Raw genomic sequence first — 17,034 nt, 5'->3', positions numbered from 1 at the left:
GTGCCACTCGTCGCTGGAGAGATTCAGCAGGTTCGACGGACGTAACGGAAAATCGGAGACGGGAGTCTCAGTCTTTCTTGCCAGCGCCGACGGCCGACTCACCGACGGGTTCGTGGCCTTCGATGACTTCGCGGCCACCCATGTAGGGTTGGAGCGCCTCCGGCACGTCCACGGTGCCGTCTTCGTTCTGGTAGTATTCGAGGAGTGCGACCATCACGCGGCCCACAGCGGTCCCCGACGCGTTGAGCGTGTGGAGGTATTCGGCCGACTCGTGGCGCTCGGGGCGGTAGCGCAGACCTGCACGGCGCGCCTGGAAGTCCTCGAAGTTCGAAGCCGACGAGACTTCGAGCCAACGGCCACCTAGTCCCTCTGGGCTGTCGTCCGATTCGGTGCCGGGTGCCCACACTTCGAGGTCGTACGTCTTCGCCGACGCGAAGGTGAGGTCACCCGTACAGAGCGAGAGGACGCGGTACGGGAGGCCGAGACGGTCGAGTACTTCGGCAGCCTCGTCGACGAGGGCTTCGAGACGGTCGTACGACTCCTCGGGTTCGACGAAGTTGACGAGTTCGACCTTGTTGAACTGGTGGACACGGACGATGCCGCGCGTCTCGGTGCCGTGTTCGCCCGCCTCTTGACGGAAGTTCGGCGTGTACGCCTGATGCTTCAGCGGTAGGTCGTCCTTCAGGAGGATTTCCTCGGCGTACATGTTCGTAACCGGGACCTCTGCAGTCGGACAGAGCCACAGGTCGTCGTCCTCGTAGTCTTCGGTCTCCGACCCGCCGATGCGGTAGGCGTCTTCGGCGAACTTCGGGAGTTGGCCGGTGCCCTGCATCGAGGTGGTCTTGACCGGAATCGGCGGGAACAGGTCCACGTAGTCCTGTTCGCGGTGCACGTCCAGCATGAACTGGATGAGCGCGTGTTCGAGCATCGCGCCCTCGCCCTTGAGGAAGTAGAAGCCCGACCCCGTCGTCTTCGCGGCGCGTGCCTCGTCGATGATGTCGAGGTTCTCACCGAGTTCGTAGTGGGGCGTCACCTCGTCAGGGAGTTCACGCAGGTCGTCGAAGCCGACGCGCTTGACCTCCTCGTTGTCCGATTCGTCCGTCCCGAGCGGGACCGACTCGTGCGGGAGGTTCGGGAGTTCGAGGAGCGACTGGTCGAGTTCCGATTCGAGGTCGGTCGTCCGTGCTTCGAGTTCCTGCAGTTCTTCTTTGAGTTCGCCCGAGCGGTCGATAGCCTGCTGGGCTTCCTCGTCTTTGCCTTCCTGTTTCAGTTTGCCAATCTTCTGGCTGACCTCGTTGCGCTCGTGTCGAAGGTTGTCGCCTTCGGCTTTCAGCGAGCGCCACTCGTCGTACACGTCGAGGATGTGGTCGAGGTCCACGTCCTCCATGCCGCGTGCCGTGAGTGCATCACGGACTCGCTCCGGTTCGTCACGGAGCAGTTGCCTGTCAATCATTGATTCGTGGTTCCCGGGCCGTCGGCAAAATCGTATCGCATCGGCGGGTCCCGGTCGACCGGTGTCTCACGACCGACCGAACGCTTTTACTCCCCCACGACGGCCGTCAACTATGGCCATTGGCGACGTCGAACCCGTGCCGAACAGCACGGACGTGTACTACGTGGATACGGGAATGTACGAGGTCGAACAGTACGGGTCGGTGTTCCTCATCGACGCCGAGCGACCGGCGCTCATCGACACTGGAATCGCCGCCGACCGTGAGGCAGTCTTCGGACTGCTCGACGAAGTCGGCGTCGACGACCTGGAATACATCCTCCCGACACACGTCCACCTCGACCACGCCGGCGGCGCAGGCTATCTCGCCGAACGGTATCCGGACGCCACGGTGATGACACACGAAATCGGTGCGCCTCACCTCGTCGACCCGACGCGACTCGTCGAAGGCACGAAAGCGGCCGTGGAAGACCAGTGGCGCTTCTACGACGAACCGCTTCCAATCGACGAAGACCGCGTGGAACCGCTCACCGATGGTGACGAAATCGACCTCGGCGACCGGACGCTCACCGTCTACCACGCACCGGGACACGCCCCGCATCAGGTCATGTTCCACGACGACGGAGACGACGTCCTCTTCGTCGGCGACGCGATGGGCATCTGGGAACCGAAGACGGAGACGCTGCGACAGACCTCGCCGCCGGCGCAGTTCCACCTCGAGAAGGCGCTCGACGACGTGCGAACCGTCGAAGACATCGCCCCCGAGACGCTCTGTTTCGGTCACTTCGGGCCACACCCGTACTCGGAGGAGTTCGCCGAGGAGTACAAACGCGTCCTCGTCGAGTGGGTCGAAGCAATCCGACAGAAACGCGAGGAACTGGACGACGACGAGGCAGTCATCTCGCACTTCGTCGAACACTCGCGGATGGACGAGGTCTGGGGCGTCCGGAAAGCCCACGACGAAGAGCGACTGAACACACGCGGCGTCCTCGGCTACCTCGACTACATCGGCGACGAAGAATAGAAAACGGCCGCCTTCGACTCCCTTCCTCGATACTGTGGGGTTTCAACCGACTCAACGTGCATAGTTTTAAATGTTGAATCATTAGTAACAGGATATGGATTGGCGCGACGCAGAGGCGGCGTTCGATGACCCTGTCATCGCACGGACGACTCTCCCACAGATGTTCGAAGAGAGCGCGGCCCGCAACGCCTCGCGAGTCGCACAACGCTACAAAGGCGGGGTCTACGACAGGTCCCTCGTCGAATCTGGCGTCGTGCCGGCGGCACCCAGCGGCGACTACGGCGAGCTAACCTACGAGTCGATGCGAGACGTCGTCAGAAACCTCGCCGCCGGCTTCCGCGACCTCGGCTTGGAGACGGACGACCGTGTCGGAATCTTCGCCCACACGCGGATGGAGTGGGCACAGTCTGACTTCGCGATTCTCGCTGCCGGCGGCGTCGTCACCACGGTCTACACGTCGTCGTCGGAACGGCAGGTGCAGTACCTCCTGTCCGACCCCGGCGCGAACGCGGTCGTCGTCGAAAATCAGGAACTCTTAGACCGCGTGGTCGCTGTCGAAGACGACCTCGACCTCAGATTCATCGTCGTCATCGACGAGTACGAGGGGTACGACGACCGCGACGACATCCTGACGTTCGGTGAACTGTATCACCGGGGGAAGGAGGTCTTCGACGAGGCGGAGTACGAGTCGTGGCTGAACGAGCGCGACGTAGACGACCTCGCGAGTCTCATCTACACCTCCGGAACCACCGGCCAACCGAAGGGCGTCCAACTCACCCACTGGAACTTCCGGTCGAACGTCAACGAGGCGTATCGACGGTTCGGTCCCCGCCCAGACAAGGACGGCCTGCCGGTGTTCGGAACCAACACGGTTGGCCTCTCGTTCCTCCCGCTTGCACACGTCTTCGAGCGGATGGCCGGCCACTTCCTGGTGTTCGCGGCGGGCGGGTCCGTCGCCTACGCAGAGAGTCCCGACACGCTCCGCGAGGACTTCCAACTCGTTCGGCCGACGAGCGCGACGAGCGTCCCCCGAGTGTACGAAAAACTCTACGACGCCATTCGAACACAGGCGAGCGAATCACCCGTCAAACAGCGCATCTTCGAGTGGGCCGTCGACGTCGGCCAAACGTACCACACGACGGAGTCGCCGGGCATCGGTCTCACACTGAAGCATCGTCTCGCCGACCGACTCGTCTTCCAGCAGGTCCGAGACGCACTCGGTAGCAACCTCGACTTCTTCATCAGTGGCGGTGGCAGTCTCTCGGCGGAACTCTGTGCGCTCTACCACGCGATGGGGCTGCCAATCTACGAAGGCTACGGCCTCACCGAAACGTCGCCCGTCATCACGGTCAACCCACCAGAAGAACCCAAAATCGGCACCATCGGCTACCCGCTCCGGGACGTCGAACTCAAACTCGACAAGACGGTCGTCGGTGACCAACTGGGTGCTGCGGGCGGCGAAGTCGGCGAACTACTCGTTCGCGGGCCGAACGTCACGAGTGGCTACTGGAACCTCCCCGAAGAGACCGAGGCGGCGTTCGTCGAAGACGACGACGGGAACCGCTGGTTCCGCACCGGCGACGTGGTCGAACTCCGGCCCGACGGCTACATCACCTTCCGGGAGCGTGCCAAGCAGATTCTCGTCCTCTCGACGGGCAAGAACGTCGCACCCGGCCCCATCGAAGATGCCTTCGCCTCGTCACCAATCGTCGAGCAGTGTATGGTTCTTGGAGACGGTCACAGGTTCATCTCTGCGCTCATCGTCCCGAGTTTCGATGGGCTCCAGAAGTGGGCCGACGCCGAAGGAATCGACCTCCCCGACGACCCGAAGGAAATCTGCCGCGACGACCGAGTCCAAGCACGAATCGAACAGGAAGTCGACGAGGCGAACGAGAACTTCGAGTCCTACGAACAGATCAAGCAGTTCCGCATCGTCCCCGAGGAGTTCTCCGAAGACAACGACCTGATGACGCCGACGATGAAGAAGAAACGGCGCAACATCCTCGACCGTTATGCCGACGAGGTGTCGCTCATCTACGAGGAGTCAGACCACCGAACCGAAGAGCGAACCGGGAGCGACCAGGCCGCGACACAGTAAAATCTGACAGATTAAACTTTTTCCCCATATATCTGCACGAACGTTCCGGCAAGAACGCGGAAATGCCATCGGAGATGTATGGTTTTATCTTCCGTCGACACATGGACCGAATCAATGGAGGCGATATAGGTGGCCGCAGCAGGAGGAGCGAATCTCATCCCGCTCGTCGCCGCAATCATCGGCATCGGCGTCATCTCGCAGGTGCTTTCGGACCGGTTTAGGATTCCGAGTGTCGTGTTTCTCATCGCGGCAGGAATCTTACTCGGCCCCGAGGTCCTCGGCATCATCTCTCCCGACTCGTTCGGGAATGCACTGCAAGCAATCGTCGGGCTCTCAGTCGCGATTATCGTGTTCGAAGGAGCGTTCCACCTTCGAATCGACAAACTCCGCGAGGCACCCTCGGCGACGTTCCGTCTCGTCACGGTAGGAGCGGTTATCTCCTTCATCGGGACGGGACTCGTCGTCCACTACGCGCTCGGTGCGCCGTGGGCGGTGTCGTTCCTCGTCGGTGCGCTGCTCGTCGCAACCGGTCCGACGGTCATCGCACCGATTCTCGAAGTCGTCCCGGTTCGTGACCGCGTCGGCGCGGCACTCGACACCGAGGGAATCGTCAACGACGTGACGGCCGCTATCGTCGCTGTCGTCATCTTCGAGGCGATTCTCGAAGGGGTCAGCAGTCCCAACGCGCTCGTGACGCTGTTCGCCGAGCGACTCGGTGTCGGCGTCATCGTCGGTGCAATCGTCGCGGGAGCACTGTACTACGCGCTTCAGTACGTCGACCTCTCGCCCGGAAACGCCCCGCAGAACGCCCGGTTGCTCGTCCTCGCGGGCGCACTCGTGTCCTACGGCGCGGCCGACTTCGTCGCCACCGAGGCTGGCATCGCCGCCGTCGCGACTGCCGGTATCCTCCTCGGAAACGCCGACGTGCCGTACGAAAAGGAGATTTCGGCGTTCAAAGGTGACATCACCTTGCTCGTCCTCTCGTTCGTCTTCATCGCCCTCGCGGCGTTGCTCGACTTCGAGAACCTCCTCGCACTCGGCGTCGGCGGTCTCGCCGTCGTCGCCGCCGTCGCACTCGTCATCCGCCCGCTTCTCGTCTTCGTCTCGACGGCGGGTGACCGCTTCACCAGAGGAGAGAAGCTCTTCATGAGCTTCGTCGGCCCGCGCGGGATTATCCCAGCGTCGGTTGCGACCCTGTTCGCCATCGCCTTCCGTGAGGAAGCGACGCGACTCGCCGCCGAAGGGATGACCCAACAGGCCGCCGTCCTGAACGAGAGTGCCTCGGTTCTCGTCGGGACAGTCTTCTTAGTCATCCTCATGACTGTCCTCTTCGAGGCCGGACTCGCTCGCCAAATAGCAGAATACCTCGACGTCATACCAATGCGTGTACTTGTAATCGGAGGCGGGAAGGTGGGCCGTGCGCTCGCCGAACGCCTCGAAGACCGTGGAGAGAACGTGGTTCTCATCGAAGAGAACCAGGAAGTAGTCCAGACCGCCCGAAATCTAGGGTTCACCGTGCATCACGGTGACGGCACCGACACGGACGTCCTCCGGTCGGCGGGCGCCGGCAACGCCAAAGTCGTCGTCGCCGCCACCGGTGACGACGACGTGAACTTGCTCGTCTCGCAACTCGCGAACTCGAAGTTCGAACCGGAGAACGTGCTCGCACGGGCGAACAACCCGGACAACGTGGATGCGTTCGAAGAACTCGGCGTCCGGACCATCTCGTCGACCATCGCAACCGCACAGGCGATGGACAACTACATCGAGCGCCCGACGATGTCCAACTGGATGGGCGAAATCGGCCGCTCGGGCGACGTGCAAGAAGTCGAAGTCACCGCCGAGAGCCTCATCGGGCGGACCATCCGCGAAGTCGGCCCCGAACTCCCGAGTGGCTGTCTCGTCGCGCTCGTCTCCCGAAACGGCGACACGAACGTCCCCGACGCCGACTTCACCCTGCAGGAGGGTGACCGTATCACTATCATCGGTGGGCGCGACGCCGTCCGCACCGCAGAGAGACTCGTCCACCCCGAATAGTCACCGTCCTCGCCGACCGTTTTAGTTCGCAGAACGTCGGGCCCACCGCAGAAAGACGGCCCAGTATCCCACCGTAAGCGCGACGAGTACGTACCAGACAGGTGCTCCGAGGTCGGGTCTCGGAACGACTCCCACCGACGCGGCACCGGCCGCAGCGAGAACCATAACCACCCCTGTCAGTACAGTCGTCGAGAGATTCATCGTCAGACTAGTCTTCACCTCTCCAGTATGAACGTGACGAAAGATGCATGTACGTTCATTATAGTTGGCCGAACTATACAGGGCTCGTGACGCACGCCGAACACGAATCGCGTGAATGGCACCGACACTAACGATTATTCACTAGGTCGTCTAAGGACGACCATGCGACACACGGAGGGCCCGCTGTGTTCGGTCGACCTCGGGGCACGGACGGCCGACACGAGCGATATCGACCACATTCTCGAATCGTACCTCGGCGGACGGGGCGTCGCCACGAAACTCGTCCACGACAGCGTTCCGTTCGACGCCGACCCGCTCGGACCGGAGAACCGACTCGTTCTCGCTGCAGGACCGATGCAACAGTCTCGGATGAGTTTCACCGGCCGGGTGAACCTGACGGGCGTCTCACCGCTGACGAACGGCATCGTCTCGTCGAACGCCGGCGGGTTCCTCTCACGACACCTCGTCGGAACAGGTTACAGCGCCATCGAGTTCACCGGCGAGGCGGACGAACTGCTCGCAGTTCACGTCCGACCAGACGGTGTCGAATTCGAGCCAGTACCCGAACTCGACGGCGCGGAAGTTCCTGCAGTCACCGAGTACGCCGAGGAAGAGTGGGGTCTCGACGCCGAGCAACTCATCTGCATCGGACCGGCTGGTGAGAATCTCGTCCGGTTCGCGTGCGTGATGACGACCGAATCGCGCGCGTTCGGCCGCGGCGGCCTCGGCGCGGTCATGGGCGCGAAGAACCTCAAAGTGGTCACCTTCGCGGGCGACGCCGCCCCCGGCGTGGAACTCGAGTTCCCCAGCGAGACGATGGACGTCCACCGCAACGCTGCGACCTCGGACCACACGATGAAGCGACAGGGCACGAACGCCGGCGCCGACTACGCGAACTCCGTCGAGGCCCTCCCGACGCGCTACTTCACCGAACGTCAGTTCGACGGGATCGAGGGAATCAACGGCGACGCCGTGGAGTCGAAGAAGTACAAGAAGGGAACCTGTTCGCAGTGTGCCTTCGCGTGCAAACTCCCGACGCGCGACGAGGAGTCGGGCATCGAGACAGAAGGCCCCGAGTACGAGACGTCGATGGCCTTCGGGTCGAACTGTGACGTCGACGACGTCGTCGCCGTGATGAAGTCCAACGAGTTGTGTGACCGCCTCGGCCTCGACACCATCTCCGCCGGCGACACCATCGCGGCCTACCTGATGGCCGAAGACGAGTTCGGCAACGTCGACCTCATCCACGAACTGGTCGAACAAATCGGCTACCGCGAGGGCGTCGGCGACCTGCTCGCAGAGGGAACCCACCGTGTCGCCGACGAACTCGGCGTCACCGACTGGACGGTCAAGGGCATGGAGTTCCCGGCACACGACGGCCGCCATCTCCACGGACAGGGCCTCTCCTTTGCGACTTCGAACCGCGGGGCCGACCACATGTACGCCTCGTTCTACGCCATCGAGTACCCCTACGTGCACAAGTCGAAGGCGATGCCGCCGAACGGATTCGACGGGAAACCACAGCGTCTCGTGGAGAAAGAGAACCACAACGCCGTCCTCGACAGCGGCGTCGTCTGCAAGTTCTCCCGCGACTTCATCGACGAGGAACTGCTTGGTCTCCTGTTCGACACGACCTACGACCACCTCCAGGACATCGGCGAACGCATCGTCACCCTCGAACGCCACTTCAACAACCAGCGCGGGTTCGACCGGAGCGACGACGTGCTTCCGTTCGACATCCCCGGCTTCCCGCACGCGCTCTCGAAGTACTACGAGATTCGCGGGTGGAGTGAGGACGGTGTCGTGCCGGAATCGGCAGTCGACGGCGTGAGTGGAGCGGCGCCAGCGGACGACTGAAAACAGTCCGCTCTTCTCGCCTCCAGAAAACATATACTTCGAATTTTCAAACTCACTTACATGAAACGTCGCGGGGTCCTCGTCGCGGCCGGGACAGCACTTCCTATCCCCCTCATTGGTGGCTGTTTAGCCGACGGTTCGAACGCCGTCCAACGTGCCGAAGCCGGCGGTGGGTCGGGCGGAAACACAGCTTCCCTCCCGGACGGCAAGGGACCAGTTCGTGGCGAGAGCGACGCCGAAGTCACCGTACGAGAGGTCGAAGACCGCGAAAACATCGCGTACATCCCGGAAAACGACACCATCCGCTACGTCTCCGCGTGGCGGCACACGAACCACGAGGCAGTCGAAGCAGGAGAGAAACCTGAGCGTGAGGCAGTCTACGACACGCTTCCGTTCACGGAATGGGCAGCGCGTCGGTGTACCTTCGCGGCCGCACGTGCCGCTGCCGACCACGTCCGGACGGAACTGGATGTGGCAGACCCTCGCTCGATTAGCGGCGGGGTCTCCAGCAGAGTAGAGGGCGAACGGTCGGCCGCAGTCGTCGAATCGGTCGAAACCTACGACTGGGACGGGAACCTCGTCCACGAGACTGGCGTCGCGTTCGAGACGCTCGTCGCGGCGACGCCGAGGACAGTACACGCGACGTACGTGTTCGGCGAGCGAGAGACGCAACTGGACGTGCCGGTATACGCACGACACGTCGTCCTTCAGCACTCGTAAAGTCGGAGGAGGGCGATTCGCATACCGAACATATTAGGCGACGAGTTGAACAGCGGTGTAACCATACCCTTCGAGGCCGGAGTGCCTCTGACAGAAAACACCGGCAAGTCATCTGACCGGGGTGCCCGACCCGGTGGTGACGAATTGGTTGGGTGCGATTGGCTCCCCCGCTGGCGCCAGAACAGGTTTGTGGGACGGCCTGTCACCCAGCAGTTGAGTTCAGGACCCGAAACGGGGGAATCGGGTCCGACCGACTGGATTCGAAGGCTGCAGCAACCAGCCGCTTTTTTGTGAAACCGCTACCGCACAGCCCGAAAAATCTGGACCAAAAACTCAGTTGCGTCGGTCCTTACCGACTGAACTCGATTGCCGCACCCTGTCCGAACCCGACACAGAGCGTGGCGAGACCACGGTCAACGTCGCGCTTGACCATCTCGTGGATGAGCGTCACGGGCAGGCGGGCACCCGACGCACCGAGTGGGTGGCCGAGGGCGATTGCGCCGCCGTTGACGTTGAGTTTGTCTTCGTCGATGCCGAGTTCGCGGCGGGAGTACTCACACTGACTCGCGAACGCCTCGTTGATCTCCACGAGGTCGTAGTCCTCGATACTGCTGCCGGCGCGTTCGAGGAGTCCACGTGATGCCGGGACCGGGCCGATGCCCATGACCGTTGGGTCCACACCGGCGACGTTGTTCGTGCCGACGGAGGCGAGGACGTCGAGGCCGTGTTCGTCGGCGAACTCGCGGGAGGTTACGAGGACGGCGGCCGCGCCGTCGGTAATCTGCGAGGAGTTGCCTGCGGTGACCGAGCCACTGCCGGAGAACGCCGGGTCGAGGCCGCCGAGGACTTCCAGCGAGGTGTCGCGGCGGATGCCTTCGTCTTCGGTGACGACGCCATCCTCGGTCTCGATGGGGACGATTTCGTCGTCGAAGCGGCCGGAGTCGGTCGCCTCGGCGGCACGCTGGTGACTCCGAAGGGCGAACTCGTCTTGGGCCTCGCGGGAGACCTCGTACTCTTCTGCGACCTTCTCGGCAGTCATCCCCATCTGGAGTTGGAAGAGGTTGTAGCGCTCGCTCAGTTCAGGGTGGAGGTGCTGGTAGGAGTCGCCGTCCATCGGAATCCGGGACATGCTCTCGACCCCGCCCGCGATGATGCACTCGCGGTTGCCGGCGGCGATGGCGTCCGATGCGGAGATGATAGACTGCATCGAGGAGGCACACCAGCGGTTGATGGTCGTCGCGGGGACGCCCTCGCCGAGTTCAGAGAGAAGGGCGATGACGCGAGCGACGTTGTTGTCCTGTTCGGTGCGTTGTTGTGCGACGCCCCACATCAGGTCCTCTACCTCGTCGGCGTCGACGTCGTGTTCGTCGAGGATGTGGTCGATGAGGGCGACAGACAGGTCTTCGCTTCGAACGTCTGCGAAGACGCCGCCTGCTTTCCCGAAGGGGGTACGGTACGCGGCGACAATGACTGGCTCTGACATGCCACAACATCAGAGTTCGAACACCATAAATAGTTTAGAACCCACAACTCGTCGTCAAGAGTTTTTTCGAGGGAGCGAGAGACGAGTTACGACCGTTCGAGACGACGAAACCGGACTGCACACTGCTTGAAGTTCGGTTCGTTCGATTCGGGGTCTACCGCCGGAGTCGTCAGTCTGTTCATCGCCGGGTGGTGGATAGGGAGCCAGACGAGTCCACGCGGGACTGCATCGTCGGGGGCGAGCGTCACGGTGACGGATGCCCGACGAGATTCGAGTATGGCTCTCGCTCCCTCTGAGCCGTCCACGACAGCGTCGCAGTAGGTTTCGAGCGTCTCGGGAGCAACGCGAGCGACGAGGTCAGAGCGAGTGTCGTCCCCACGGGAGCGAACGGCGGTGTTGTAGTCGTCCGGGCCACGTGCCGTCGTAAGAGTCAACGGGTAGTTGGCGTCTGTCGGTTCGGGGAGGGGACCACCATCGAGCGTGCTGAACTGCGCCGTTCCAGACGGCGTCGGGAAGGACCACGACCCGGTGTTGGCATCGTAATATCGGTAGACTCCAGCAGTGTCTGGGTCGGGTGCGGGCCACCGGACGGCGTGTTCGTCGTCCAGTCGGGCGTACGAGAGACCCGAGCAGTCTGCGTTCGTCCCCTCCGTGAGCGCGGCGAACTCGTCGAACACTGCCGCCGCGTCGACCGGCGATTCGGGGAGCAGTCCGGGCGCGACTCGTGCGGCGACGTCGGCGACGATGTCGAGGTCGCACCGGGCGTCAGCGGGTGGGTCGGTGGCTGCACGGACACGCGAAACCGTCCGTTCCATGTTCATCGTCGTCCCGTCAGTCTCGCCCCACGTCGCGGCCGGGAGTACAACGTCCGCGAGTTCGACGGTGTCGGTCCGGAACGCGTCCTGCACGACGAGGAACGCGTCGTCCAGACGTTCGCGGACGTGGTCGGCCGCTGGCATCCCAGCGACTGGATTCGTCGCCACTGTCCAGACGACCGACGGCGAGGAGTCGAGGATGCCGACGGGTCCGGGTCCCGAGTCGTCCGGGAGTGCGGAGACGGGAATGTCCCACGCGTCTGCCACCACCTGTCGGTGGTCGGGATGGTCGAAGGGGCGATGGCCCGGCCACGTTCCCTTCGACGAACAGACGCGCGTGCCCATCGAGTTCGCCTGCCCGGTGAGAGAGAACGGGCCTGTCCCCGGCCCGAGATTTCCGGACGCGAGACAGAGGTCGATGAGTGCGCCTGCCGTCGCCGTGCCGCGGACGCTCTGGTTGACGCCCATGCCCCAGTAGACGAGCGTCGAGTCGGTCAGTGCATCGGCGAGTAACTCGACAGTTTCGAGCGAGACGCCTGCGTCGGCCGCGGCGTCGTCGACCGTTGGGAGCGTCTCGACTACTGCGTCGAATCCGGTCGTGTGGGCGTCGACGAACGACTCGTCGATTCGGTCGGTCGTGACGAGGTGCGCGAGGATGGCGCGCGCGAGTTCGAAATCAGCACCCGGTTCGACTGAGACGTGTTCGTCCCCGGCGGCGGCCGTCTTCGTCTCGACGGGGTCGACCACGATGAGTCGGCCGTCGGCAGCAGACTGGCGAATCCACCGGAACAACACGGGGTGTGCGACCGCGGGATTCGCCCCCCAGACGAGGTGCGTCTCGGCTTCGGGGATGTCTTCGTAGGTTGGTGGCGGTGCGTCGCTCCCGAACGCCCGGTAGTACGCGGTGACGGCACTCGCCATACACAGCGTCGTGTTCGCGTCGTAGTGACGAGTCCCGATTCCGGCGCGGGCGAGCTTTCCGAGGAGGTACGCCGCTTCGTTCGTCTGTTGCCCGCTGCCGAGTATCGCGACGTCGTCTGGGGTAGTCGCCATCGCGGAGGTGATGGCCTCGCCGACCCGCGACAGCGCATCCGGCCACGAAGTTGGGACGAGTTCGCCACCGTCTCTGACGAGTGGCTGGGTGAGTCGCTCACCAGTCGGATGCACAGTCTCTCGGATGCCACGGCGACACGCCGCCCCGTGAGTCACTGGGTTCGCTGGGTCACCACGGGCCGCTTCGAGACCGTGGCCGTGCTCGTGAGCGGTTTCGACGAGACCACAGCCGACCGCACAGCGCATACACGTAGACGAGACGGGGTTTCTCACCTGTTTCGACACCTCATCACCTGTGAGTCTGTGGGAAACCAGCGGTAAAAACACCGAGTGTCGAGGCGCGAACGCCGACTCGACCCCGTCGTTTCGTCAGCTTCCCAGCGCAATCGTGGATAGAGAGTGCTGGTAACCCCCAACACGCGGTGACGCGCAGTCCGACGCTCTTATGCGTCTCGCCCGGCAATCCTTCGCGGATGAGTGAACGGGCGCTCGAGGTTGTCGAATTTCTGCTGACGGCCCACCTTTACACCGACGACCGAACGCTTGACGAGAACGACCTTCCCCCGCGGTATCGGCGTGTCTTCTGGGCAGACGCCGCCGATGACGACGATTCGTCGACGGGCGGCATCGAGCGACCGCTCGTGGTAACCGACACGATTGCGCGGAAGGCGACAGGAGTCGAACACCCTTGGGACGCGATTTCGGACCTCATGTTCACCCAACGTGAGGACTTCTCTGGCCGCCTCTCGCTGACGCAACCCGAGATGGCGCTGGAGTGGTTCGTCAAACGTGCCGACCACGACCAGTTGGTGACGAACCCGACGATTGCGAAGTCGGTCGAAGACCGCGACGACGTGGACGTGACACACGCTGAGGCACGAGACCACACGCGACCGATCCACGCCGACCGCGTGTGGATAGACAGCCTCCTCGACGAGTACTTCGACGACGAGGAAGACGCAGAGATGCTCGACCTCGTGCAGGTCCGCGCACCCGAGGAAATCGAGATGACGCTCGAAGACCTCGTGCTCACGACCGACCAGGAAGGCGAGATTCACAAGCTCATGAAGGCCATCGAACACCGCGAGTACCTCGCGCAGATTGGCCTCCGTGAGATTGGGAAGATTCTCTTCGTCGGTCCGCCGGGAACCGGGAAGACGACCGTCACCCGTGCCCTCGCACACGAACTCGGACTCCCCTTCGTCGAGGTCAAACTCTCGATGATTACGAGTCAGTACCTCGGTGAGACGGCCAAGAACGTCGAGAAGACGTTCGAAGTCGCCAAGCGACTCTCGCCGTGTATCCTCTTCATCGACGAGTTCGACTCGGTCGCCAAGACCCGGCGGTCGGACGAACACGCCGCGCTCAAGCGCGCCGTCAACACACTCTTGAAGAGCATCGACGACATCTCGCTGATTCGCGACGAGGTCATCCTCATCGGGGCGACGAACCACCCCGACCAGCTCGACTCCGCTGCGTGGCGGCGCTTCGACGAAATCGTCAACTTCCCCAAACCGGACCGTGGCATGCGCGCGGACATCCTGCGCGTCATCACGAACCGGATGAAAATCGACGAGTTCGACCCCGAGGCCATCGCCGACGTGACGGAAGGGCTCACCGGTTCTGACCTCCGACTCGTGCTTCGTGAGGCCGTCCTCGAAGCCCTCACCGAAGAGCGGATGGAACTCACACAGGACGACCTGCTCGAAGCAGTCGCCGACTTCGAAGAGCGTGACAACCTGAAGAACCTCGACATGATGTCGGACTCGTCGGAACTCGTCGCCGGGTCAGGCGATGGACACGACCACAGTCACGACGATCACGACCACGACCACGACCACGCCGACGAACACGAAGGCGAGACGCAGAAGGACGCCGGCGCAGCGCAGTAATCTCGACCACCTACTTTCTACCCCCGTCGTTGGCAGTCAGTCGGACCGATTCAGCCGACGCGCTCCAGGTAGTTGACCGGGAGACAGAAGACGAGTAACTCGCCACCGCGGTCCACCCACCCTTAAGCCCCGCCGTCTCTGACTTCTCACCAATGCGTGTGACCCTCCTCGGGACGGGCGATACGACCGGCACGCCGACTGTCGGGTGCGACTGCGACACCTGTCGCGAGGCCCGCGAGCGCGGCATCGAGCGGACGCGTTTCTCGGTCCACGTCTACAACGAGCGAACAGACGAATCGCTCCTCGTGGACTTCAGTCCCGACTTCCGCCACCAGTTTCTCACACAGGAGACGCCGCTTCCCGACGCGGCCCTGGTTACCCACATCCATTTCGACCATTTAGACGGCCTCGGCAACGTCTACCGCCTGCTCGACCACCTCGACGTGCACGCGACAGACGAAGTCGACCCGCTGACCGACGAGAGCGTCGCGGACACGATTCGCTCGAAGTTCGACTACTTAGACCGTATCGACGTTCACGACCAGACGCCCCTCGAATCGTTCCGCACTTGCGGGTTCGACGTGACGTTCGTCCCCGTCGTCCACCCGCCGCTTCTGTGCTACGGCGTCGCCATCGAAGACCCCGAAACGGGTGCAAAACTCTCTATCTCCGGCGATTCGACCTATGCGATTCCCGAGGAGTCGCGGGCGGTCCTCGCCGACCCCGACCTTCTCCTCGCGGAGGCAATCGTCCCCGCGTCGCTGTGTGAGTATCACCCTGCCGGCGGCGACGACTTCGACGAGAACGGCGTCCCGCGAACGTTCGGCACGAAGCACATGACCAGAGAAGGAGCGATTTCGCTCGGCGAAGACCTGAACGCCGACGTGACCCGCCTCGTCCACGTCGCCCACTACTACCCGCCGGACGAGGCGTTCGAAGAGCCGTTGGCGACTGACGGTGAAGTGTACGAGTTGTAGGTCACGTGTTGGGTGCAGTGCGGCGAACGAGGGAGAACCAGAGACGGTCCGAACACCGAGAGAGTCAGTCTCTCGTGAGTAGATTTTTGCGCTCAGCGCGACGAGAGAGGGCATGTTCTTCCCCTCGACATCGCTCGGTACAGTCCGTCTCTGGCTTCTCACGGCACCGACGAGGGACAGCACATGAGCCTCCGAACGATTGCTGGCGACACGGCGTTCAGATATCTCATGGTGGCGGGCATCCTCGTCGGCCTGCTCAACCTCGTCATCGGCTACGTCGAGACGGGGAAAACAGACATCGTCGGGTTCGTCGGGTTCGTCGTCCTCGTCGCAATCGTCGGTGCATTGCTCGTCACTTACTGGGGTTCCGTCGAGCAACGTGCCGACGCAGAGTGAGTCCCCGATAGTCTACGAAAAGCGGTCGAGACCCGACTGTCTTCGAGCGACGCCGTGCGGGTCTGCGACCCACCCAGTTCGAGACGCTCGGAGTCCTTCTCGGTCGAATGCTGGCGCATCTGCCGGCGTGAATCCGCCGCACGTGCTTCCGCACTCAGACCCCGGGTCGACGACGCGGCCGAAGTGTTCGCAGACTGGTCGGCCATCGGAATCGACGCTGGCGTGGGCGCACCCCGGAAGGTCGTATCGCCGCCAGCCCTTTCCGTAGGCGCGTTCTGCGAGTCGGAGGCGAGCGGTTCGTTTGTCGGCAGGAGAGACGAGTGCGACGTCAGTGTGGAGCGATTCGTACTCGACGGGTTCGACACCGATTGCGTCGGCGGCGAGTGTGTCGGCCTCGCGGACGACTTCTCGCTCGCCCGTCTCGGGGTCGAAGCGCCAGACGCCAACCTCCTCTGGGATACGGTTCAGGTGCGCGCCCGTGACGTAACTCTCCGTGGCGAGGACGACTTCGTCGAAGAGCGAGAGACTCACGTCGAGACGGAGTTGCCGCAAGAGGTCGCCGGGTTCGCCGAGGTCCGGTTTGTTCTCGATGCCGACGAGGCGAGAGAACCACTCGTCTGGGTAGCGGGTCGCACGGCGGACGTACTCTCGGCCGCGGCGACGTTCTGATTCGAGGAAGCCAGCCTCGACGGCACGGTCTGTCGCGCGTCGGGCACGGGCAGGGTGACAGTCGAACGCGTCGCGCCAGAAGACTGCACGGCCGACGCCGACATCGCTCTCGATGGCCGTCGCGGGGATGTCGCGTGCAGAGATGCGCGTTCGGTCGTCGAATTCGGGGCCGGGGACGACGGCACAGATATCGATGATTCGACTCCCCGGCGAGGCGACGGACGCGCCGAGTTGGCGGGCGGGAAGCCAGTCTGTCGTCTGTTCGAGGTGGGCACAGAGTGCCAGTTCGAAGGCGAACTCCGACGGCGACGAGACCGGTGCGGGCACGATACGAACTGAGAGTGCGACGGTGAAAAATCTCG

At 63.2% G+C, this 17,034-nt stretch carries 13 protein-coding genes; 8 read left to right on the top strand and 5 right to left on the bottom strand.

From position 1 onward, the window contains the following. Positions 1-67: 67 nt before the first annotated feature. Positions 68-1,453: a serine--tRNA ligase gene (gene serS / locus GJR98_RS04720; protein ID WP_151135955.1), complete on the bottom strand. Its 1,386-nt coding sequence runs from the start codon at positions 1,451-1,453 to the stop codon at positions 68-70. A 112-nt stretch (positions 1,454-1,565) separates the two neighbouring features. On the opposite strand from serS, the gene GJR98_RS04715 reads away from it, so the two are divergent. From GJR98_RS04715 to GJR98_RS04705, 3 genes are all read left to right on the top strand, one after another. Continuing rightward, positions 1,566-2,474: an MBL fold metallo-hydrolase gene (locus GJR98_RS04715; protein ID WP_151135953.1), complete on the top strand. Its 909-nt coding sequence runs from the start codon at positions 1,566-1,568 to the stop codon at positions 2,472-2,474. Positions 2,475-2,568: 94 nt separating this feature from the next. Continuing rightward, positions 2,569-4,572: an AMP-dependent synthetase/ligase gene (locus GJR98_RS04710; protein WP_151135951.1), complete on the top strand. Its 2,004-nt coding sequence runs from the start codon at positions 2,569-2,571 to the stop codon at positions 4,570-4,572. Between the two features lie 129 nt (positions 4,573-4,701). Continuing rightward, positions 4,702-6,609: a cation:proton antiporter domain-containing protein gene (locus tag GJR98_RS04705; protein ID WP_151135949.1), complete on the top strand. Its 1,908-nt coding sequence runs from the start codon at positions 4,702-4,704 to the stop codon at positions 6,607-6,609. 21 nt (positions 6,610-6,630) lie between these two features. Here the strand turns inward: GJR98_RS04705 and GJR98_RS17915 are convergent, their stop codons facing one another. After that, positions 6,631-6,810: a hypothetical protein gene (locus tag GJR98_RS17915; RefSeq protein WP_151135947.1), complete on the bottom strand. Its 180-nt coding sequence runs from the start codon at positions 6,808-6,810 to the stop codon at positions 6,631-6,633. Positions 6,811-6,972: 162 nt separating this feature from the next. On the opposite strand from GJR98_RS17915, the gene GJR98_RS04700 reads away from it, so the two are divergent. Both GJR98_RS04700 and GJR98_RS04695 read left to right on the top strand, forming a co-directional pair. Beyond that, on the top strand, positions 6,973-8,667 hold the full coding sequence (locus GJR98_RS04700; protein ID WP_151135945.1) for an aldehyde ferredoxin oxidoreductase family protein: 1,695 nt from the start codon (positions 6,973-6,975) through the stop codon (positions 8,665-8,667). 60 nt (positions 8,668-8,727) lie between these two features. Then, on the top strand, positions 8,728-9,387 hold the full coding sequence (locus GJR98_RS04695; RefSeq protein ID WP_151135943.1) for a hypothetical protein: 660 nt from the start codon (positions 8,728-8,730) through the stop codon (positions 9,385-9,387). A 349-nt stretch (positions 9,388-9,736) separates the two neighbouring features. Here GJR98_RS04695 and GJR98_RS04690 read toward each other — a convergent pair whose 3' ends face one another. Both GJR98_RS04690 and nasA read right to left on the bottom strand, forming a co-directional pair. Beyond that, positions 9,737-10,870, bottom strand: coding sequence for a thiolase family protein (locus GJR98_RS04690; RefSeq protein WP_151135941.1), 1,134 nt, complete (start codon positions 10,868-10,870; stop codon positions 9,737-9,739). 86 nt (positions 10,871-10,956) lie between these two features. After that, positions 10,957-13,023 (bottom strand): assimilatory nitrate reductase NasA, encoded by a 2,067-nt coding sequence (gene nasA, locus GJR98_RS04685; protein WP_255518395.1) that lies wholly within the window; start codon positions 13,021-13,023, stop codon positions 10,957-10,959. Positions 13,024-13,211: 188 nt separating this feature from the next. Between nasA and GJR98_RS04680 the strand changes: the two genes are divergently transcribed. From GJR98_RS04680 to GJR98_RS04670, 3 genes are all read left to right on the top strand, one after another. Continuing rightward, entirely contained in the window at positions 13,212-14,630 is a 1,419-nt protein-coding gene (locus tag GJR98_RS04680) for an ATP-binding protein (protein ID WP_151135937.1), read from the top strand. A gap of 152 nt (positions 14,631-14,782) precedes the next feature. Further along, a complete protein-coding gene (locus GJR98_RS04675) occupies positions 14,783-15,607 on the top strand; it encodes an MBL fold metallo-hydrolase (RefSeq protein WP_151135935.1) in 825 nt (274 codons plus the stop codon). A 183-nt stretch (positions 15,608-15,790) separates the two neighbouring features. Continuing rightward, positions 15,791-16,003 (top strand): hypothetical protein, encoded by a 213-nt coding sequence (locus tag GJR98_RS04670; RefSeq protein WP_151135933.1) that lies wholly within the window; start codon positions 15,791-15,793, stop codon positions 16,001-16,003. Between the two features lie 12 nt (positions 16,004-16,015). Here GJR98_RS04670 and GJR98_RS04665 read toward each other — a convergent pair whose 3' ends face one another. Next, on the bottom strand, positions 16,016-16,999 hold the full coding sequence (locus GJR98_RS04665; RefSeq protein ID WP_151135930.1) for a DUF5787 family protein: 984 nt from the start codon (positions 16,997-16,999) through the stop codon (positions 16,016-16,018). Positions 17,000-17,034 lie beyond the last annotated feature (35 nt).

Origin of the sequence: Haloferax marinisediminis (assembly GCF_009674585.1) — an archaeon.
Classification (GTDB): Archaea; Halobacteriota; Halobacteria; order Halobacteriales; family Haloferacaceae; genus Haloferax; species Haloferax marinisediminis.
Note: the sequence above shows the minus strand (reverse complement) of the source record. Positions and strands in the feature narration are given on the sequence as shown.